Below are 18947 nucleotides of genomic sequence, written 5' to 3'. Positions count from 1 at the left end.
AGCAGGAGGACTCCATGACAGCAACCACCAATACGGCCGCCGGACTGGGCCGCCGTTCCCCGCGGGGCAGCACGGCCCCGCGGGGGAAACGCCCCACGCAAGGGATCAAAGCGGATGGGCCGGGAGATCCGTCGCTTCGACCACGGGCCGGATGGCGCGTCAAGCAGGACCTGAAAGGCGCGTCCCTGAGCCTGCCTTTCCTCCTCGGTTTCGGGGTATTTACGCTGATCCCGATCGCGATGGCCCTCAAGGAAAGCGTCTTTGCAACCAAGACGTCGGGTCTCGGCTTTGGCAAGGCCACCTCAACGTTCGTGGGCTTCGAGAACTTCGCCGAGGCCCTCACGGATACGTCTTTCTGGGCCGGGATGCTGCGTGTGTTCCTTTACGCGATCATCGTCGTGCCGCTTGGCCAGCTGGTCAGCCTCGCCATGGCCCTGGTGCTCGACGGCGTGCGGCGGCGGGTTGCAGCACGCTTTCGGATCGTCCTCCTGCTCCCCTACATGGTGCCCGGCCTTGTTGCCACCATGATCTGGATCTATCTGTACAGTCCCGTAGTGGGGCCGCTGGGGGATTTCTTCCAGCTCTTCGGGCTCGACGTGAACTTCTTCTCGGGCGACACAATTTGGTCGTCGATCGGCAACCTGGCTATCTGGGGCGGCATCGGGTTCAACATGCTCATCATGTACGGCTCCCTCCAGTCGATCCCCCACGAGATTTTTGAGGCCGCCAGAATCGACGGTGCCTCGGAACTGCGGATTGCTTTGGACATCAAGGTGCCGTTCCTGCGCGGTTCCTTGGTCCTGACAAGCCTGTTGGCGATCATCGGAACGCTCCAGATCTTCGGCGAGCCGCTGCTGTTCCGCGCCGTGACACCGGAAACCATCACCAAGGACTTCACCCCCGCCATGATGATCTACAACCAGGCCTTCCAGGTGGGCAACGTCAACTACGCCACAGCCCTCTCGATTGTTCTCGGCGTGGTCGTGGGCATAGTTTCCGCCATCATCTACCGCTTCACGAACAGGATTGAGTCATGACCCAGACAGTTCTGCGGCAAGGTACTTTGCAGGACGGGGCTCTGCCCAAACCCGGGCGTGCGCGCCGCAAATGGGGCCGAAACCCTAACGCGGAGCGCTCCGCGAACGAGGCCCAGGGCGTCTCCCGTTGGGTGATGCTTGGTATCCTCGCCTTCCTCGCCATGTATTCCGCGGGTCCCCTGTGGTGGCTCTTCGTGGCCTCGACGAAGTCGAAGGAGCAGCTCTATACAACGAACGGCCTCTGGTTCGGCCAGTTCAGCCTGGGGGATAACCTCGTGGCGCTCTTCACGTATCAGGAGGGCATCTTCTCCCGCTGGTTGTGGAACACGGTGGTCTACTCGACCCTGGGCTCGGTGGGGGTGACGCTGGTTGCCCTCGCGGCTGGCTACGCAATTGCCAAGTACCAGTACCGGGGCCGGGGCTTCACGATGGGTCTCATCATTGCGTCGTTCCTTATTCCGGGCACCCTGATGATCGTTCCGTCATTCGTGCTGTTCACCCAGATGGGCATCTACGACACGATTTGGGCGATGATCCTGCCCGGCATGTTCGGATCGTTCTCCGTCTACCTGGCGAAGGTGTACGCGGAGGGTGCCGTGCCGAGCGAGCTCATGGAGGCTGCGAGGATCGACGGCGCCGGCGAGTACCGGATCTTCTTCTCGCTGGGGCTCAGGCTGATGACGACGGCGGGCGCCACGATCTTCCTCCTGCACTTCGTCGCATCGTGGAACACCTTCATGTGGCCGCTCGTGTTCCTCAAGGGCGCCGATAAGTGGCCGGTCATGCTGGGCCTCTACTCGTGGCTCGAGCGCGGAACGGATAGCCAATATGACCTGACAGGCCTGGTGATCACCGGTTCGCTCATCTCGACCATCCCGATGGTGGTGCTCATGATTGCGATGCAGCGCTACTGGCGTTCCGGTGTCACTATGGGCAGCCTCAAGTAGTTGAGGGAAGCCGGGGGGTTGACGGAATGCGTTAGTGATGGCTAACGTATTAATCATGCTCGACCCCCTGGAAGTTGCCGCGGAACCCAACCGTCGGCGTCTGCTGCAGCTGCTGGCGGTTGGGGAGCGCACGGTCACAGACCTTGCAGCGGAGTTCACGGTCAGCCGCTCAGCCATTTCCCAGCACTTGCTCCTGCTGGAACAGGCCGGGCTCGTTTCAGCCCGAAAGGTAGGGCGGAACAGGTTCTACGCCGTGAATCCGGACGGCATGAGCGAGTTGCGCCGGCTCTTCGAGCAGTTCTGGACCAGTGAACTCGACCAGCTCGTGGCAGACGCCCACAACTTCCGCGGCAACTAACCTCTTCGAAAAGGACCCATCATGATCTTCGACAAGACAGTCCTCCTGCCGCTCGGCCTCGACGAGGCCTTTGAACTCGTCACCCAGCCTGCCCGCCTGCGCCGTTGGCAGGCCGTTGCGGCGCGCGTGGACCTGAGGGTCGGCGGGGAATTCCGCTGGACCGTGACGCCCGGCCACCACGCGACGGGCACGTTCACCGAGATTGAGCCCGGGAAGCGCGTCGTGTTTACGTGGGGCTGGGAGCAGCCGGGCGCACCGGCGGACAACGTTTCCACGGTGTCCATCACCCTTGAGCCCGCCGAAGCCGGCACGTCCGTGCGGCTGGTGCACGAGGGACTCGCGACTCCGGAGGCCGTCGCTGCCCACGCCGAGGGCTGGAACCACTACCTTGACCGCCTGCTCGCCGAGGCAGCTACGGGCGACGCCGGTGCCGATGAATGGGCGGCCGCTCCGCAGGACCTCAACGAACTGACCGCCGCGGACGCCACGCTTGCCGTGGTCCAGCGCGTGCTCGCGGCCGTCACTGCGGAGGACGCCCAGAAGCAGACGCCCTGCGCGGACTTCGATGTGGCGCAGCTGGTGGACCACCTGGCCGGTTCCGTTGCAGGCATTGCCAAGGCCCTGGGCGCCGAGGTCACCGACGACGCCGGCAAGTCGCCCGAGGTGCGTATCGCCGACCTTGCGCAGCCGGCGCTGGAGGCCTTCTACCGCCGTGGCCTGGACGGCACCGTGGACATGGGCTTCGCCGAACTGCCTGCCACCATGGTCGCCTCCATCCTGAACCTTGAGTTCCTGGTCCACGCTTGGGACTTCGCCAAGGCCATGGGCCTGGAACTGCACGTGGCCGATGAGCTCACGGACTACGTGGAAGTGCTGGCGCAGAACACCATCAGCGAGCAGGTCCGTGCAGGCGGCAGCTTCGCCCCCGCAACCCCGGTGGACGAGTCGGCGTCGAGCCTTGAGCGCTTGGTCGCTTTCACGGGACGCGCCATCCACGCCTAGCGCAAGCAGGGGAACCGCCATAGCGTAGTCCATGGAGACTCCAACGCGGGGTCACTTACGGCCCATCCGGGGCCCCAACATGGGCCGCAAGTGACCCCGCGTTGCAAGAAGGAAGGGAACGCCATGCCGGAGGTCGAGAGCTACAAGCAGGGGACGCCATGTTGGGTGGACCTTTCGTCCACCGACATTGAAGTCTCCAAGAACTTCTACAGTGGCCTCTTCGGCTGGGAACTTGATTCCATGGACGCCGGCCAGGGCATGACCTACTACATGGCGAAGCTGCAGGGCCGCTATGTGGCCGGCCTGATGCAGCAGCTGCCTGATGCGCCCGCAGGGATGCCGTCCTATTGGGCCAACTACATCGCGGTGGATTCCGTTGACGAGGCCGCCGAGCGGGCAGCGGCAGCCGGGGGAACCATCGTCTTCCCGCCGGACACTGTCCCCAACGGGGGCGGGCGCCTGTTCTTCGCCGCCGATCCCACCGGCGCCCAGATCGGTTTCTGGGAGGCCGGCACCCACCATGGGTCCGGCTTGGTGAACGTGCCCGGCACCATGGCCTGGAATGAGGTGCAAACCAGCGATGTCCCCACGGCCGTGGCCTTCTACGAAGCCGTGACGGGCTGCTCCAGCAGCACCGCCCCGGCCGGAGACGTGGAGGAGTACACAAGTCTCCTGGTGGACGGGGAGCCTGTGGCGGGTGTGATGAAACTGCCCGGCGAGGGCTTGCCGCCGTTCTGGATGACCTACTTCAACGTCGCCGACGTCGACGCCGCGGTGGCGCAGGCTGTCGGGCTGGGAAGCCACGTGATTGCGCCAGCATTCGATGTGCCCGGCATCGGCCGCTTTGCTGTGCTCATGGATCCTGCCGGGGCTGCCTTCAGCATCATGAAGGGCGTGGCCACGTGACCGCCCGGACCCAGTACTCCAACGGCGAACCCTGCTGGGCGGACCTGCAGACCAGGGACGTGGAGGCGGCCAAGGCCTTCTACGGCCGTGTGTTCGGCTGGAGCTTCGAGGAGCTGCCCACCCCGGACGGCCGCAGTTACGCCAAGGCCTTTGTGGACGGGGACCTCGTCAGCGTGATCGCGCCGCAGAACCCGCAGCAGGAGGCCGCCGGCACCAACGCGCAGTGGAACATCTACTTCGCGGCCGATGACGCGCAGGCCATTGCAGAGGACACGGTCCATGCCGGCGGAACGGTCCAGTTCGGGCCCGAGGCCGTGGGGGACACCGGCATCATGGCGTTCCTGGAGGTGCCAGGCGGCGGAACCACGGGCATCTGGCAGGCCGGCACGCACTTCGGGAGCCGCCGCTTCAACGAGCCCGGCGCCCTCGCCTGGGCCGAGCTCTTCACGCCCGAGCCCCGTGCCGCCGTCGGCTTCTTCCAGACGCTCTTTGGCCATGAGGTGACCGAATACCCGCAGGACGACGGCGGCAGCTACAGCACGCTGATGGTCGACGGCGAGGAGGTGGCCGGCGTGGTCCCTTCCGAGGAAGGCGACGAGGAGGGCTGGCAGATCTACTTCGGTGTGGCCGACATCGCCGGGGCCGCGGCGGCGGCCGTCCAGGCGGGCGGGGAGGTCCTCGTGGAACCGGATGCGACCCCCGGCCACGGCTCCCTGGCCACCATCATGGATCCACAGGGCGGCATCCTCAGCCTCATCCAGGTCTAGGGGCTACTGGTCTTTCTCGTGGCAGAGGTCCAGCAGGGGAATCAAAACGTCCAAGTCGCCGGCCCGGGCCGCTGCGACGATTCTGCGGTGCGCATCCGCCACGCGATCAAGCTTGTCCTGATCCAGCGGATAGGAGCGGCTGATGAGCCGCTGGACGGGGTTGTCCCACACGGACTGCAGCGTCTTCAGCAGAAAACTGTTGGGGGAGGGTGCAGCCAGGCTCAAGTGGAAGGCCCGCGTGGCTGAGAACAGCTCCTCGGCATCTGTGCTGGCTGCGCCCTCGGCGATCAGCAGCTCCAGCCGCGCTATTTCAAGATTGGTGTATTTCGCGCCGGCCTGCTTGATGGCCATGACCTCGAGTGCCTTGCGGACCTCGTAGACTTCCTCAACCTCTGAGCGTGTCAGCGTCGTGGCGAAGTAGCCGGACCCGGGCTCGAGCGTTGCCAGTCCGTCGTGCACCAGCCGCGTCAGCGCATCCCGGACGGGAGTGCGGGAAACTCCATACTCCTCCGCGATTTGCTCTTGGACGAGCGCGGCACCGGGGGCAATCACGCCATTGACGATGTCATTGCTGATCCTGTCGTAGACGTGTTCGCTCAGTGGCCGCACCTTCTTGGCAGCTTGCGCAGGCATTTCGCCCATCCCCTCATCGGTATAAAAACTCATTTGATCCTACGTGGTTTACATCACGGTATTCACTGTATACAGTGAATCCAATTCCACCAAGCCTCATGAAAGTTGCCCCATGACTTTGCACGTCCCCCGTATCGCCGGCATCGACTTCGCCGCCGCAGGCAAGCAGTTGGGTTACCTGGAGATCGAATACTCGGACAACGAGAATGATGCAGCTGTGATCCCTTCACCCATTGCAGTGATCAGCGGCGGTGACGGGCCCACCGTGCTCCTGCTGGCCGGAACACACGGCGATGAATACGAAGGACAGATCCTGCTCCAGGAGCTGATCCGTTCCGTCCGGGCCGACGATGTTGCCGGGCGGTTGATCATCCTGCCGGCGCTCAACATCTCCGCCGTCAGGGAAGGCCGGCGAGTAGCCAGCGTGGATGGCGTGAACCTCAACCGTGCGATGCCCGGCCAAGCCGATGGCGGCCCGGCCCGTCAGATCGCGTCCATTGTGGCTGAAGACCTCATCCCCATGGCTGACTACGTCATGGACATCCACTCAGGCGGCATCGCCTCCGAGTACGTCCCGTCGGCCTTCGTCTACCTCGGCCCGACCCCTGGACTCTGGGCAGAGAAGGTCTCCGCGGTCTCGGCTTTCAACGCCCCCTACTCCGTGGCGGTCAAGCCCATGCTCAAGGCAGGTTCCATCAGCGGTGCCGCCGATCTCGCCGGTGTGCCCATGATTTCCACGGAGCTTGGCGGACGAGGAACCGTGTCCCTGCCCATCCTGAACCGGGCGAGGACAGGACTTCGCTCGCTGCTGGGCCACTGGGGCGTGCTCAAGGACGAGCCGGCCATTCCCGAAGAGCCCATTCAGTGGGTGGAACTCACCGCCCGCTCGGCCGTCCACTCCACCATGGCCGGGCTCCTGGAACCCGTGGCGGAACTCGGCCAGAAGGTCAGTGCAGGCGACGTCGTGGCCCGAGTCCATTCAGTAGAGGAACTCGACAGGCCTGCCAAAGATTTCCACGCACCGATCGACGGGGTGGTCGCCATCGTGCGGCACCCCGCAATCGTCAATGTCGGCACCACCCTGGTCAACATCGCCGTTGACCACGGAACAACCCCACCGGAAGGTCATCATGTCCCGTCCTAGCGTCATCAGAACCAGCGCGCTGCTCCTGGCGGCAGCCGTCGGAATGTCCGGCTGCACCACCGCCTCCCTGGATGCAGGCAAGGAAGCCGCCGCCACTTCAGGCCACCAAAACACCACCACCGTGGCGGCCGCCGCATTCAACCACGCAGCGGCCGATCTGCTGCCCGCGGACATCAAAGCCAAGGGAACCCTGGTGGTCGGCACGGACCCCACGTTCCCGCCCTACGAGTTCTACGCCGACGACAACAAAACGGTGGTCGGCTGGGATGCTGACTTCGCCAAGGCACTCGGCGAGACGCTCGGCCTGGAGGTCAAGATGGTGCCCGCCACCTTCGACACCATCCTGCCGGGCGTCAGCTCGCACAAGTACGACGTCGGCATCTCCGGGTTCAACGTCACGGCCGAACGCCAGAAAAACGCCGACTTCGCCGCCTACCAAAGCAGCGGTTCCGGCCTGGCGGTCAAGGCCGGCAACCCCAAGAAGCTCACCCTGGATCCACTGAAGCTGTGTGGCACCAAGGTGGGCGGCGAGAAGGGGACCACCCAGGGAATCGAGACGCTTCCGGCGTTCTCCCAGCAGTGCGTCGACGCCGGCAAAGCACCCATCGACATCCAGCTCTTCCCGTCCCAGAATGAGGCGAACCTTGCCCTCATCTCGGGCCGCGTGGACAGTGTCCTGTCCGGCCTCATCGGCATGGGGTACGCCAGCAAGCTCTCCGGGGGAGCCTTCGAGCTCGCGGGTGATGAGGACTACGACCCCACGCCCGTCGGCATCGCGATGCCCAAGGGTTCGCCGCTCACAGCGTCCATCGTGGCTGCAGTGAAAACACTCGTCGCGAGCGAGACGTACAAGCAGATCAACACCAAGTACGGGATTCCGCAGACCGTGACCATCAGCGCAGACGCCGTCGACGCCGGTGGCACGAAATGAGCGGACTCATGAGCCTTCCCAAGACCGGAACGGGCACAGGCCGGTTCACCGTCGTCCCGGCCCGGCGCCCCTGGCGCTGGGTGGCAGGAACGGCCGTTGCCGCCGTCGTGATTCTGCTGGTGATCTCGGCAGTGACAAATCCGCGCTTCGGCTGGGACAAAGTGGCACTGTATTTCCGTGACGTCGCGATTGTGAACGGCATTGGGATCACGCTGTTCCTGACCGTGGTGTGCATGGCGCTGGGTGTTGGACTCGGCGTGGTCCTGGCCGTGATGCAGCTGTCCGCGAACCCCGTGGTCAAGGCCTCCGCCAGCGCCTATGTGACCATCTTCCGCGGCACTCCCGTGCTGGTGCAGCTGCTGTTCTGGTTCAACCTGTCGGCGCTGTACCCGGAAATCACCTTCGGCATTCCCGGCGTCAGCCTCGACGCCAACCAGCTCATCACTCCCTTGGCGGCCGCGATCCTGGGCCTTGGCCTGAACGAAGCCGCGTACATGTCCGAGATCGTGCGTGCCGGCATCCAGTCCATCGACCAAGGCCAGAGCGAAGCCGCGGGGGCGCTGGGGATGTCCCGGATCCAGACCCTCGTCCGCGTGGTGCTGCCCCAGGCCATGCGCGTCATCATCCCGCCCACCGGGAACGAGTTCATCGGCATGCTCAAGACCACCTCGCTGGTCAGCGTGCTCGCGGTCCCCGAGCTGCTGTACTCCGCGCAGATCATCTACTCCAAGAACCTGCAGGTGGTGCCGCTGCTCCTGGTGGCCAGCATCTGGTACATCATCATCACCACGGTGTTCACCATCGGGCAGGGGTATCTCGAACGCCGCTTCTCCCGCGGCACTTCCCGCTCCGTGCCGCCCACCACCATGGAACGGCTGCGGAAATTCTTCAGGGTCCATTCGCCGCTGGCCACAGGAAAGGGCAACGCATCATGACCATCGAATCCATGCCTTTGCGATCGGCAACAACGCAGGTGCCGCTGGTGCGGGCCGAAGGTGTCCGGAAAAGCTTCGGCAGCCACGAGGTCCTCAAGGGGATCGACCTGGACGTCAAGAGCGGTGAAGTGGTCTGCCTGATCGGCGCCTCCGGATCCGGGAAGAGCACCTTCCTGCGGTGCGTGAACCACTTGGAAAAGATCGACGGCGGCCTGCTCTGGGTTGAGGACCGGGTGGTCGGTTACCGGATCAAGGGCAGCAAGCTCCACGAACAGTCGCACAACGAGATCTGCTCCGACCGGACAGACATCGGAATAGTGTTCCAGCACTTCAACTTGTTCCCGCACATGACAGTGCTCGAGAACCTGATGGAGGCCCCGCTCAGGGTGCTCAAACAGCGCAAAGACGAGGTCCGGCGTCGGGCCCTTGGCCTGCTCGAAAAGGTGGGCCTGCAGGAGAAGGCGCACGCCTACCCGCGGCACCTGTCCGGCGGACAGCAGCAGCGCGTGGCGATTGCGCGGGCCCTGTGCATGCAGCCGAAGCTGATGCTGTTTGACGAGCCGACGTCGGCCCTGGACCCGGAGCTGGTGGGCGAGGTCCTGCGGGTCATGAAGGACCTGGCTCGGAGCGGCATGACCATGATCGTGGTCACCCATGAGATGGGCTTTGCCCGTGACGTGGCGGACCGCGTGGTGTTCATGCACGATGGCCGCATCATCGAGGAAGGCCCCGCGGAATCCGTCATCAACCATCCGCAGCACGAGCGGACCCGGGCTTTCCTGTCGGCGGTGCTGTAGGACCCCGCGCCGGCGAGTAACAAGAAAGAGCGGGCGGGCAGTTGAGGGATCAACTGCCCGCCCGCTCTTTTACTCAAGCGACAAAGCGCTTAGGCGTAGGCGTTCACCAGACGGACGGCGCCGCCGTCGACGCCCTTGGCGCCCTGGACGTAGTCCGGGCCGGCCTTGATGATCGAGTCGGAGTCCGCGGCAACGGTACCCATGACCCAGGACGGCAGTCCGCGGTCGTTGAGGCGGGCCACGGCGGCGTCGGCGGCCTCCGGGGACACGATGGCCACCATGCCCACGCCGAGGTTCAGCGTGCGCTCGAGGTCGGCCAGGGGCACGGTGCCCAGCTCGGAGACCAGCTTGAAGATGGCCGGCAGTTCCCAGGTGGCGCGGTCAACCGTGGCCACGAGGCCCTGCGGCAGGACGCGTGCCAGGTTGGCGGCCAGGCCGCCACCGGTGACGTGGCTGAAGCCGTGCACGGCGGCACCGGCCAGCGAACCGGCGCCGGTCACCGGGAAGGTGCGGGCGAGGTCCAGGCAGTCGGCGGCGTAGACACGGGTGGGCTCCAGGAGCTCCTCGCCCAGCGTGCGGCCCAGTTCGGAGACCTGGCGGTCCAGGGCCCAGCCGGCGTGGTTGATGACGCGGCGGACCAGGGAGTAGCCGTTGGAGTGGAGGCCGGAGGAGGCCATGCCGATCACGACGTCGCCGGCACGGACGCGGTCCGGGCCCAGCAGGGCGTCGGCCTCGACAACACCGGTGGCGGCACCGGCGACGTCGTATTCGTGCTCACCCAGCAGGCCCGGGTGCTCGGCGGTTTCGCCGCCCACCAGGGCGGTGCCGGCCACGGAGCAGGCGGCCGCGATGCCGCGGACGATGTCCGCGATGCGCTCCGGAACAACCTTGCCGCAGGCGATGTAGTCGGTCATGAAGAGCGGCTCGGCGCCCACCACCACGATGTCGTCCACCACCATGCCCACCAGGTCGAAGCCGATGGTGTCGTGGATGTCCATGGCCTGCGCGATGGCAACCTTGGTGCCCACGCCGTCCGTGGAGGTGGCCAGGAGCGGCTTCTTGTACGTCAGGAGCCTCGAGACGTCGTACAGGCCGGCAAAGCCGCCCACGCCGCCGAGCACCGAGGAGTTGTGGGTCGCCTTGACGGCGTCCTTCATGAGTTCGACAGCGCGGTCGCCCGCTTCGACATCGACGCCGGCGGAGGCGTAGGTGATGCCTGCATTTTCAGGGGCGGGGGTTGCGGAGGTCATACAGACCCTTTCGTCTTGGCCTCGGTCAGGCGATCAGCGTCGGTGAGCAGGTTTTCGAACTCGGCGTCGGGTCCCGGGTCGCAGCCCGTGGCGCCGGCCTTGGACGCCGGGTCCACGGCGTCCGCGGCGGAAGCGTCCGGCGTCGGCAGCCCGCCGAGGTCGGTGCGCTCGAGCAGGTTCTTGCCCAGCTTGTCGGCGCCGGGCAGCTCGATGGGGTACTTGCCCGTGAAGCAGGCGGTGCAGAGGCGTTCGCGCGGCTGGTGCGTGGCCTCGATCATGCCATCCTCGGAGATGTAGGCCAGCGAGTCAGCGCCGATGGCCTGGGAAATCTCGTCGATCGTGGCGCCGTTGGCGATCAACTCGGCACGGGATGCGAAGTCGATGCCGTAGAAGCAGGGCCACTGGACCGGCGGGGAGGAGATCTTGATGTGGACCTCTTTGGCGCCCGCCTCGCGCAGCATCCGCACGATGGCGCGCTGCGTGTTGCCGCGGACGATCGAGTCGTCCACCACCACAACGCGCTTGCCGCGGATCACTGATTCCAGGGCGTTGAGCTTGAGGCGGATGCCCAGCTGGCGCAGGGTCTGCGAAGGCTGGATGAACGTGCGGCCCACGTAGGCGTTCTTGACGAAGCCGTGCGCGAACGGGATGCCGGACTGTTCGGCGTAGCCCACGGCTGCGGGGGTGCCGGATTCCGGGACCGGGATGACGATGTCTGCCGCGTGGGAGTTTTCGCGGGCCAGCTGGCGGCCCATCTCCACGCGCGCCTCGTACACGGAGCGGCCGGCGATGGCTGCATCCGGGCGGGCCAGGTAGACGTATTCAAAGACGCAGCCGGCAGGCGTGGCATCGGCGAAGCGCTGGGAGCGGACGCCGTCCTCGTCGATGGCGATGAACTCGCCGGGCTCGATCTCGCGGATGAAGCTCGCGCCCACGGTTGCCAGGGCGGACTGCTCGGAAGCAACAACCCAGCCGCGTTCCAGGCGGCCCAGGCACAGCGGGCGGATGCCGTAGGTATCGCGGGCTGCGTAGAGGGTGCCTTCGTCCATGAAGACGAAGCAGAAGCCGCCCTTGATCTTGGGCAGCAGCTCCAGCGCGGTCTGCTCCAGGGTCTTGCCCTCCTCGCCTTCAAGGAGAGCGGTGACCATGGCAGTGTCCGAGGTGTTGCCCTGCTTCATTTCACCGGTCAGCTGGCCGTTGTTGCGCTCAAGGATCATGTCCCGGAGTTCGGCGGTGTTGGTCAGGTTGCCGTTGTGGGCCAGGGCCACCGTTCCGGTGGAGGTCGCACCGAGGGTCGGCTGCGCATTGGCCCAGTGGCTTGCACCGGTGGTGGAGTACCGGCAGTGGCCAACGGCCAGGTGCCCGGTGAGGGTGTTCAGGGTCGTCTCATCGAAGACCTGGGACACGAGGCCCATGTCCTTGTAGACATTGATGCGCTTGCCGTCACTGGTAGCAATACCAGCCGATTCTTGTCCGCGGTGCTGCAACGCATACAGCCCGTAATAGGTGAGTTTTGCTACTTCTTCACCGGGAGCCCAGACCCCGAAGACGCCACAAGCGTCCTGAGGGCCTTTTTCGCCGGGGAGAAGATCATGAGAAAGTTTTCCGTCGCCACGTGCCACTGGTCGATTGTCTCACGTCCCGGGCGTGGTAACTTCCCCGCTTCGGCTTTAAGACCGCCTCGGCGGCGAAAATGCGGCGCGCATCACATCGCCGCGGTTGTGTGACCCGGCAGGGACTGCCGTCCGGCAGTGCGGAACAGCGCCCGACGGCGGGTGGTCAGCGGCCGGCGTCGTCCTCGCCGGCGTCGTCGGGGACCGAGTCCGGAACGGCCTCGACCACGGCGTGCTGGGCCCGGCGGACGCTGAGGCGGTCAAGGATGAGGGCGGAGAGGGCGCCGAGGAGCACGCCGCCAGCGGCGAAGGCCACCAGGAAGAAGCCGAAGACCGCGCCGGCGTCGAAGCTCGGATCGCCGGGCAGGCCGTAGGCGACGAACGCCGCGATGATGATGCCCACCACGGCGCCGAGCGCCATGAACGGAACGAACTTGGGCGCCCGGCGGACGGTGATGCCGCGGCGGGCGGGGGCGCCGCCTCCGGGGTTGTTGCCGGAGTTCGGGCCCGCGCCGGTGGTGTTGGTGTCCTCAGAAGCCATGCCGTCCAGCCTACCGTTCCGGGTTTATGTCTCGCTCCGCCCGCCCAACTAACTGGCAGTAGTGGTTGTTCTGAGCGTCCAAAACAACCACTATTGCGAGTCAGTTGGGCACCCCCGCAGGCGCCGTGCCCCGGAGGCTCAGCTGCCGCGGTACGTGGAGAACGCGAACGGGCTCAGGAGCAGCGGCACGTGGTAGTGCTCGCCGGCGTCGGACACCGTGAAGTTCAGGTCCACTTCGGGGAAGAACGTCTCCGTGCCCAGGCCCGCGTAGTAGGCTCCGGTGGCGAAGTTCAGACGGTAGGCGCCGGCGTCGAGCCGTTCGGGGCCGAGGTCCTTGATCCGGCCGTCGGCATCGGTGGTGCCGTCCGCAACGAGCGTCCAGTTCCCGCCGTCGCGCGCGTACAGGCCGACGGCGACGCCGGCAGCCGGCCGCCCGGAGCCGGTGTCCAGGATGTGGGTGGTGACCTGGGAAACGCTCATGCGCCGACCTCTTCTTCGCTGATCACGTTGGCAAGGCGCAGCAGGGCGATTTCGCGCAGCTGGCCGGCCACAATGGTGTCTTCTTCTTCCGGGGTGTGCGCCAGGCGTTCCTGGAGCGAGGCCAGGATTTCGGCGGCGCTGCGTCCGGCGGCGCGGATCAGGAAGACCCGGCCGAACTTGTCCTCGTAGGCCCGGTTGCCCTCGGCAAGGGCGGCCGCAACGCCGTCATCGCCCGGGTCCACGCCGGCCTGTTCGGAGCGGGACATGGCCGCCTCGGTGGTCTGGGCCTGGGGCCGTTCGCCGATCCGGGGGTGGTGGGCGAGGGCCGCCGCCACCTCCGCGGGGGTGAAAGGCTCGGCCGTTTCCCGCGCGAAGCCGAGCAGGGCGTCGAGGCCGGTGAAGGGGCGGGCATCCGCGATCTGCTCCACCCAGCGCTCGATGTCCAGGCAGGGGCGGAGGACGCCCAGGGCGTCCGCGCGGTCAACACTGTTGAATACTGCAAGCTGCATGCTTGTTCATTCCTCGTGCAAATGCTGGCATCCATGGTGACGGCTATGCGGATATCCGGCCCGCGAAGGCCGGCTGAAACTGACTTCAAGCTTCCGCATCATGGAACTGTTATTTCAGCATACGTAATAGTCAAGCTGAGTGGCGGGGCTGGTGTCAAGAGAATACCGCCTTGGTGGAGAATGCCTCATGACCAGTGACGATCTTCGGCCTGTTTACTTCCTCTCGGACAGCACCGGCATCACCGCAGAAACGCTCGGAAACACCCTGCTGACGCAGTTCCCCGCAAACAATTTCGACCGCATCACGATTCCCTTCATCACCACGGTGGAACAAGCGCGGTCCGTCGTCAAAGTCATCGACGGCCTCGCCGCAGCCGGTCCGCAGCCGATCGTGTTTTCCACCGCCGTCAGCAGCGATATCCGCGAGGCCCTGGGAAGGTGCAAGGGGATCATCGTGGATCTCATAGGGACTCATGTCGGACTGCTGGAGCAGGCCCTTGGTACTCCCGCCAGCGGGGAACCCGGGCGGGCGCACGGCCTCGGGAACGCGGAGCGCTATCAATCCCGGATGGCCGCCGTCGAGTACGCCATGGAACACGACGACGGCCAGAGCCTGCGCGCGCTGGAAAAGGCCCAGGTCATCCTGGTGTCTCCGTCCCGCTGCGGCAAGACACCCACCACCATGTACCTTGCCCTGCAGCACGGCATCTTCGCCGCCAACTTCCCGCTGGTGGATGAGGACTTTGAACGAGAAGGACTCCCCAAGCCGCTGCGGCCCTTCGTGGAGAAGTGTTTCGGGCTCTCCTCCAACCCCCTGCGCCTGAGCCAGATCCGCACCGAACGGCGCCGCGGCTCACCCTACGCGTCCTTGCGGCAGTGTGGCTTCGAACTGCGGAGCGCCGAGCAGCTCTATGTCTCCCACCGGATCCCCTACCTGAATTCAGCGTCCGTATCCGTGGAGGAAATGGCTGCCACGATTCTGCAGCGCATGAACCTCAAGCATTAGGGAAAGTTTTCACAATTTCAGTGTGTCGCACATCATGTGGATAGAGTGCTTGGGACGTGTCACTGTAGACAGGATTCGCGCCCAGCGACCGGCCACAGCCGTGAACGGGCGGCAGCCCTGCATGCCATCCACTGCAAAGGAGCAGTAAATATGACAACGGACATTCTGTGGTTCTCGGAACTCGGACTCAGGGACCTGGACCGGGTAGGCGGCAAGAACGCCTCACTCGGGGAGATGGTGCAGAACCTCACCTCCGCCGGCGTCCAGGTCCCGGACGGCTTTGCCACGACGGCGGACGCCTACCGCAGCTTCCTGGCAGACTCCGGCCTGGACCAGACGATCGCCGAGCGGCTGCTCGGCCTGGACACCGACGACGTGACGGCCCTCGCCTCGGCCGGCCAGGACATCCGGACGCTCATACGCGAGACGCCGTTCCTGCCGGACTTTGAAGCCCAGATCCGGAACTCCTACCAGCAACTGGTGGACAAGCACGGGGGCTCCGAGGACCTCTCCTGGGCCGTCCGTTCCAGCGCAACGGCCGAAGACCTTCCTGACGCCTCGTTCGCCGGGCAGCAGGAAACCTTCCTGAACGTCCGCGGCATCGAGAACATCCTGCTCGCCATCAAGGACGTGTTCGCCTCCCTCTACAACGACCGGGCCATCGCCTACCGCGTGCACCACAAGTTCGAGCACGCCGAGGTAGCACTCTCTGCCGGTATCCAGCGCATGGTGCGTTCCGACGTCGGGGCCTCCGGCGTCATGTTCACCATGGACACGGAGTCGGGGTTCCAGGACGCCGTGTTCGTCACCTCCTCCTACGGCCTCGGCGAGGCGGTGGTCCAGGGCGCAGTGAACCCCGACGAGTTCTACGTGTACAAGCCCGCGCTCCAGGCCGGCCGTCCCGCCATCCTCAAGCGCGGACTGGGCGAGAAGGCCCTGCAGATGACCTACACGAGCAGCCGGGAGATCGGCCGCACCATCGACTTCGTGCCGGTGGAGGCTTCGCTGAGGAACCGCTTCAGCCTCAGCGACGACGACGTCGAGCAGCTCGCCCGGCACGCCGTCGCCATCGAGAACCACTACGGCCGCCCCATGGACATCGAATGGGGCAAGGACGGGATCGACGGCGGCCTGTACATCCTGCAGGCCCGTCCGGAGACAGTGCAGTCCCGGCGGGCCGCCGGCAGCCTGAGCCGCTTCCGCCTCAACGCGACCGGCCGGGTGCTGGTGGAGGGCCGCGCCATCGGCCAGCGCATCGGCGCCGGCAGCGTCCGCATCCTCACCGCGATCGACCAGATGGCCGCCTTCAAGACCGGCGATGTCCTGGTCGCCGACATGACCGACCCGGACTGGGAACCGATCATGAAGCGGGCGTCCGCCATCGTCACCAACCGCGGCGGACGCACGTGCCACGCAGCCATCATCGCCCGGGAACTGGGGATTCCCGCCGTCGTCGGCACGGGGGACGCCACGGACGCCCTCTCCGACGGCCTCGAGGTGACGGTCTCCTGCGCCGACGGCGAGACCGGCGTGATCTACGAGGGGCTCCTGGACTTCAGCGTCGAGGACACCGAGATCACCCAGTTGCCCGAGGCCCCGGTCAAGGTCATGATGAATGTCGGTACGCCGGAGCAGGCGTTCACCTTCGCGCAGCTGCCCAACCACGGCGTGGGCCTGGCCCGGCTCGAATTCATCATCAACCGCCAGATCGGCATTCACCCCAAGGCGCTGCTGAACCTGGGCGAGCAGCCGGCGGACGTGGCCGCGGAAATCCGGGAACGGATCGCCGCGTACAGCAGCCCTCGCGACTACTACATCAAGCGCCTGGCCGAAGGGGTGTCCACTATCGCGGCGGCGTTCGCGCCGGAGCCGGTGATTGTGCGCATGTCCGACTTCAAGTCCAACGAGTACGCCAACCTGGTTGGCGGGCCCGCCTACGAGCCACACGAAGAGAACCCGATGCTCGGATTCCGCGGCGCTTCACGGTACCTGGACCCGAGCTTCCGGGACTGCTTCGACCTCGAGTGCGAGGCCCTGTCCTTCGTCCGCAACGAGATGGGGCTGAGCAACGTCAAGCTGATGATCCCGTTCGTGCGGACCCTGGACGAGGCCCGCGGCGTCATCGAACTGCTGGCGGAGAACGGCCTGGTCCGCGGCGAGAACGGTCTCGAGGTGATCATGATGTGCGAGATCCCGTCCAACGCAGTCCTGGCCGACGAGTTCCTGGACTACTTCGACGGATTCTCCATCGGCTCCAACGACATGACGCAACTGGCCCTGGGCCTGGACAGAGATTCCGCGACTGTGGCGGGCGGCTTCGATGAACGCGACCCTGCCGTCAAGAAACTCCTGAGCATGGCCATCAAGGCCTGCAAGGAGCGCGGCAAGTACGTGGGCATCTGCGGCCAGGGTCCCAGCGACCACGCGGACTTCGCCCAGTGGCTGGTCGAGGAAGGCATCGATTCCGTGTCCCTGAACCCCGACACCGTGGTGGACACCTGGCTCCGGCTTGCCGGTGCCGCAGCCGCTGTGGAGGCCGGCGCCGCAGCGGGCGCACCGGCCAGCTGACGCAGCAGCCACGGCAGCACGGACCGGGAATCAGGACCGTGCTGCCGTGGCCGCCGTCGCCCCTGCCTGGGTGCGCCGCTCGCTCTGCCGCGGCCGCGGGAGGAGAATGTCCCCAACTAAGGTGAAGGGGTTCCGCCATGCCAGCCATCCTGACCTCCCGGTTCCTGTTCGGTCCCGGCCCCAGCAATTGCTACCCCGAGGCCACGGCCGCCCTGGCCTACCCGGTGATCGGGCACCTGGACCCCGTCTTCATCGAGCGCCTGGACAGGACGTGCGCCGGGCTCCGGACGGTCTGGGGGACCTCCAATGCGCGGACCCTCCCGTTGAGTGCCACCGGTTCCGGCGGCATGGAAGCCGCCTTCGTGAACACGGTGTCCGAAGGCGACGTGGCCGTCATCGCCGTCAACGGCCTCTTCGGGGAGCGGATGTGCGAGGTCGCCAGGCGCTGCGGCGCCACCGTGGTGCGTGTGGACCACGAATGGGGCCAGCCCGTTGACGCCGAAAAGGTCCTGGCCGCGCACCCCCACCCCAAGGTCATCGCCGCCGTCCACGCCGAAACCTCGGTGGGCGTGCTCTCGGACATCGCCACGCTCGGTGCCGGCAAGGGCGATGCCCTGCTGATCACCGACGCCGTGACCTCCATCGGCGGGCTGGAGCTGCTCGCTGACGACTGGGGGATCGACGTCGGCTACGCCGGCACGCAGAAATGCCTGGGCGTGCCGCCGGGGCTGTCCCCGTTCACCGTGTCCGAGCGCTCGTTCGAGCGCCGCATCAAGGATCCGCGCTCCTGGTACCTCGACATCGGGCTGCTCGGCGGCTACGTGGGCGCTGCCAGCGGGACCCGCACCTATCACCACACCGCGCCCGTCACCATGATCGCCGGCCTCGAAGCGGCCCTTGACCGCATCCTTGCCGAGGGCCTGGATGCCGTGCAGGCCCGGCACCGCGCCGCCGGGGCGGCGCTGCAGGCGGGCCTCCAGGACATGGGCCTGGAACTGTTTGCCGCCGAAGGCGCCCGCCTGCCCAGCCTCACCACTGTGAAAGTGCCCGACGGCGTCGACTCGGCTGCCGTACGCGGCTACCTTCTGCGGACCTTCAGCATGGAGATCGGCAGCGGCGTGCGCGAGTTCACGGACACCGTGTGGCGGATCGGCATGATGGGCCCGAACGCCACCCCGGCCTCGGTGACACTGGTGCTCGGTGCGCTCAAGGAAGCCCTCGCCAAGGCCTGAGCGGAGCTGACGCGCTCTCGCTGGTGTCCTCGGAGTCGTAGGCCAGGACCGCGAACGCTGCGGCGTCCCCGTCAGCGGGTCGGATTGACTCAACCCGCAAGGTGCCAGCTCCGGGCAACAGAACGGACTGGCCTTCACGGAAGGCCTGCTTGCGCTCTTGTCCGGAGGACCGGATCCAGACCTGGATTGCGGGGGCGGCGTCCGCGACGCCGATCTTCACGATTCCGACGAGGACACCGCCGAAGCTGGGCTGCATGCCTTGTTTGACTGTTACGAGCTGCTCCACGGCCA

20 protein-coding genes are annotated in these 18947 nt (G+C 66.0%); 13 read left to right on the top strand and 7 right to left on the bottom strand.

Annotated features, from left to right (window positions below; all coding sequences use genetic code 11):
- The first annotated feature begins 14 nt into the window (after positions 1–14).
- The 6 genes from NVV90_RS18000 (at position 15) to NVV90_RS17975 (ending at position 5017) form a co-directional block, all read left to right on the top strand.
- A complete protein-coding gene (locus NVV90_RS18000; RefSeq protein WP_258438609.1) occupies positions 15–1037 on the top strand; it encodes a carbohydrate ABC transporter permease in 1023 nt (340 codons plus the stop codon).
- Entirely contained in the window at positions 1034–1984 is a 951-nt protein-coding gene (locus tag NVV90_RS17995; protein WP_258438608.1) for a carbohydrate ABC transporter permease, read from the top strand. Before NVV90_RS18000 ends, NVV90_RS17995 begins: the two co-directional genes overlap by 4 nt.
- A 37-nt stretch (positions 1985–2021) precedes the next feature.
- A complete protein-coding gene (locus NVV90_RS17990) occupies positions 2022–2342 on the top strand; it encodes a helix-turn-helix transcriptional regulator (protein ID WP_258438607.1) in 321 nt (106 codons plus the stop codon).
- Between the two features lie 21 nt (positions 2343–2363).
- The gene (locus tag NVV90_RS17985) at positions 2364–3344 is read left to right on the top strand and encodes a TIGR03086 family metal-binding protein (protein WP_258438606.1); all 981 of its coding nucleotides are present in this window, start codon (positions 2364–2366) and stop codon (positions 3342–3344) included.
- Between the two features lie 123 nt (positions 3345–3467).
- Complete coding sequence (locus NVV90_RS17980; RefSeq protein ID WP_258438605.1) at positions 3468–4250, top strand: VOC family protein; 783 nt, start codon at positions 3468–3470, stop codon at positions 4248–4250.
- Entirely contained in the window at positions 4247–5017 is a 771-nt protein-coding gene (locus tag NVV90_RS17975) for a VOC family protein (RefSeq protein WP_258438604.1), read from the top strand. Before NVV90_RS17980 ends, NVV90_RS17975 begins: the two co-directional genes overlap by 4 nt.
- Positions 5018–5020: 3 nt before the next feature.
- Here NVV90_RS17975 and NVV90_RS17970 read toward each other — a convergent pair whose 3' ends face one another.
- Positions 5021–5683 (bottom strand): GntR family transcriptional regulator, encoded by a 663-nt coding sequence (locus NVV90_RS17970; RefSeq protein ID WP_258438603.1) that lies wholly within the window; start codon positions 5681–5683, stop codon positions 5021–5023.
- 79 nt (positions 5684–5762) lie between these two features.
- On the opposite strand from NVV90_RS17970, the gene NVV90_RS17965 reads away from it, so the two are divergent.
- The 4 genes from NVV90_RS17965 to NVV90_RS17950 are packed head-to-tail and all read left to right on the top strand — an operon-like array spanning position 5763 to position 9457.
- The gene (locus tag NVV90_RS17965; protein WP_258438602.1) at positions 5763–6794 is read left to right on the top strand and encodes a succinylglutamate desuccinylase/aspartoacylase family protein; all 1032 of its coding nucleotides are present in this window, start codon (positions 5763–5765) and stop codon (positions 6792–6794) included.
- On the top strand, positions 6781–7725 hold the full coding sequence (locus NVV90_RS17960) for an ABC transporter substrate-binding protein (protein WP_258438601.1): 945 nt from the start codon (positions 6781–6783) through the stop codon (positions 7723–7725). Before NVV90_RS17965 ends, NVV90_RS17960 begins: the two co-directional genes overlap by 14 nt.
- Before the next feature lie 8 nt (positions 7726–7733).
- Positions 7734–8660, top strand: a complete 927-nt coding sequence (locus NVV90_RS17955; protein WP_258438600.1) for an amino acid ABC transporter permease — start codon at positions 7734–7736, stop codon at positions 8658–8660.
- Positions 8657–9457 carry an amino acid ABC transporter ATP-binding protein gene (locus NVV90_RS17950; protein ID WP_309304073.1) on the top strand — a complete coding sequence of 267 codons (801 nt, stop codon included), beginning with the start codon at positions 8657–8659 and terminating at the stop codon, positions 9455–9457. The genes NVV90_RS17955 and NVV90_RS17950 overlap by 4 nt, the downstream gene beginning before the upstream one ends.
- Before the next feature lie 89 nt (positions 9458–9546).
- Here NVV90_RS17950 and purM read toward each other — a convergent pair whose 3' ends face one another.
- The 5 genes from purM to uraD form a co-directional block, all read right to left on the bottom strand.
- Complete coding sequence (gene purM, locus NVV90_RS17945; RefSeq protein ID WP_258438599.1) at positions 9547–10707, bottom strand: phosphoribosylformylglycinamidine cyclo-ligase; 1161 nt, start codon at positions 10705–10707, stop codon at positions 9547–9549.
- Positions 10704–12329, bottom strand: coding sequence for an amidophosphoribosyltransferase (purF, locus tag NVV90_RS17940; RefSeq protein WP_258438598.1), 1626 nt, complete (start codon positions 12327–12329; stop codon positions 10704–10706). Before purF ends, purM begins: the two co-directional genes overlap by 4 nt.
- 157 nt (positions 12330–12486) lie before the next feature.
- Complete coding sequence (locus NVV90_RS17935; RefSeq protein WP_258438597.1) at positions 12487–12861, bottom strand: hypothetical protein; 375 nt, start codon at positions 12859–12861, stop codon at positions 12487–12489.
- A gap of 138 nt (positions 12862–12999) precedes the next feature.
- Complete coding sequence (gene uraH / locus NVV90_RS17930) at positions 13000–13341, bottom strand: hydroxyisourate hydrolase (protein ID WP_258438596.1); 342 nt, start codon at positions 13339–13341, stop codon at positions 13000–13002.
- Positions 13338–13850, bottom strand: a complete 513-nt coding sequence (gene uraD, locus NVV90_RS17925; protein ID WP_258438595.1) for a 2-oxo-4-hydroxy-4-carboxy-5-ureidoimidazoline decarboxylase — start codon at positions 13848–13850, stop codon at positions 13338–13340. Before uraD ends, uraH begins: the two co-directional genes overlap by 4 nt.
- Positions 13851–14037: 187 nt before the next feature.
- Between uraD and NVV90_RS17920 the strand changes: the two genes are divergently transcribed.
- From NVV90_RS17920 to NVV90_RS17910, 3 genes are all read left to right on the top strand, one after another.
- A complete protein-coding gene (locus NVV90_RS17920; protein WP_258438594.1) occupies positions 14038–14856 on the top strand; it encodes a pyruvate, water dikinase regulatory protein in 819 nt (272 codons plus the stop codon).
- A 150-nt stretch (positions 14857–15006) separates the two neighbouring features.
- Positions 15007–17424, top strand: coding sequence for a phosphoenolpyruvate synthase (ppsA, locus tag NVV90_RS17915; protein ID WP_258438593.1), 2418 nt, complete (start codon positions 15007–15009; stop codon positions 17422–17424).
- A gap of 137 nt (positions 17425–17561) precedes the next feature.
- Positions 17562–18656, top strand: coding sequence for an alanine--glyoxylate aminotransferase family protein (locus NVV90_RS17910; protein ID WP_258438592.1), 1095 nt, complete (start codon positions 17562–17564; stop codon positions 18654–18656).
- On the opposite strand, the gene NVV90_RS17905 is transcribed toward NVV90_RS17910, so the two are convergent.
- On the bottom strand, positions 18631–18942 hold the full coding sequence (locus NVV90_RS17905; RefSeq protein ID WP_258438591.1) for a hypothetical protein: 312 nt from the start codon (positions 18940–18942) through the stop codon (positions 18631–18633). The genes NVV90_RS17910 and NVV90_RS17905 overlap by 26 nt on opposite strands.
- Between the last annotated feature and the right edge of the window lie 5 nt (positions 18943–18947).

The organism is Arthrobacter sp. CJ23 (genome assembly GCF_024741795.1).
Taxonomy (GTDB): domain Bacteria; phylum Actinomycetota; class Actinomycetes; order Actinomycetales; family Micrococcaceae; genus Arthrobacter.
The sequence above is the reverse complement of the archived record's forward strand: the minus strand, read 5'-3'. Positions and strand labels throughout refer to the sequence as shown.

Excerpts from the sequence above, each read along its gene's own strand:
- NVV90_RS17955 (WP_258438600.1), top strand. The coding sequence starts at position 7,734 with ATGAGCCTTCCCAAGACCGGAACGGGCACAGGCCGGTTCACCGTCGTC.
- purM (WP_258438599.1), bottom strand. The coding sequence starts at position 10,707 with ATGACCTCCGCAACCCCCGCCCCTGAAAATGCAGGCATCACCTACGCC.
- NVV90_RS17950 (WP_309304073.1), top strand. The coding sequence starts at position 8,657 with ATGACCATCGAATCCATGCCTTTGCGATCGGCAACAACGCAGGTGCCG.
- NVV90_RS17960 (WP_258438601.1), top strand. The coding sequence starts at position 6,781 with ATGTCCCGTCCTAGCGTCATCAGAACCAGCGCGCTGCTCCTGGCGGCA.
- NVV90_RS17990 (WP_258438607.1), top strand. The coding sequence starts at position 2,022 with ATGGCTAACGTATTAATCATGCTCGACCCCCTGGAAGTTGCCGCGGAA.
- NVV90_RS17970 (WP_258438603.1), bottom strand. The coding sequence starts at position 5,683 with ATGAGTTTTTATACCGATGAGGGGATGGGCGAAATGCCTGCGCAAGCT.
- NVV90_RS17995 (WP_258438608.1), top strand. The coding sequence starts at position 1,034 with ATGACCCAGACAGTTCTGCGGCAAGGTACTTTGCAGGACGGGGCTCTG.
- NVV90_RS17985 (WP_258438606.1), top strand. The coding sequence starts at position 2,364 with ATGATCTTCGACAAGACAGTCCTCCTGCCGCTCGGCCTCGACGAGGCC.
- ppsA (WP_258438593.1), top strand. The coding sequence starts at position 15,007 with ATGACAACGGACATTCTGTGGTTCTCGGAACTCGGACTCAGGGACCTG.
- NVV90_RS17965 (WP_258438602.1), top strand. The coding sequence starts at position 5,763 with ATGACTTTGCACGTCCCCCGTATCGCCGGCATCGACTTCGCCGCCGCA.
- NVV90_RS17910 (WP_258438592.1), top strand. The coding sequence starts at position 17,562 with ATGCCAGCCATCCTGACCTCCCGGTTCCTGTTCGGTCCCGGCCCCAGC.
- NVV90_RS17980 (WP_258438605.1), top strand. The coding sequence starts at position 3,468 with ATGCCGGAGGTCGAGAGCTACAAGCAGGGGACGCCATGTTGGGTGGAC.
- uraD (WP_258438595.1), bottom strand. The coding sequence starts at position 13,850 with ATGCAGCTTGCAGTATTCAACAGTGTTGACCGCGCGGACGCCCTGGGC.
- NVV90_RS17920 (WP_258438594.1), top strand. The coding sequence starts at position 14,038 with ATGACCAGTGACGATCTTCGGCCTGTTTACTTCCTCTCGGACAGCACC.
- NVV90_RS18000 (WP_258438609.1), top strand. The coding sequence starts at position 15 with ATGACAGCAACCACCAATACGGCCGCCGGACTGGGCCGCCGTTCCCCG.
- uraH (WP_258438596.1), bottom strand. The coding sequence starts at position 13,341 with ATGAGCGTTTCCCAGGTCACCACCCACATCCTGGACACCGGCTCCGGG.
- NVV90_RS17935 (WP_258438597.1), bottom strand. The coding sequence starts at position 12,861 with ATGGCTTCTGAGGACACCAACACCACCGGCGCGGGCCCGAACTCCGGC.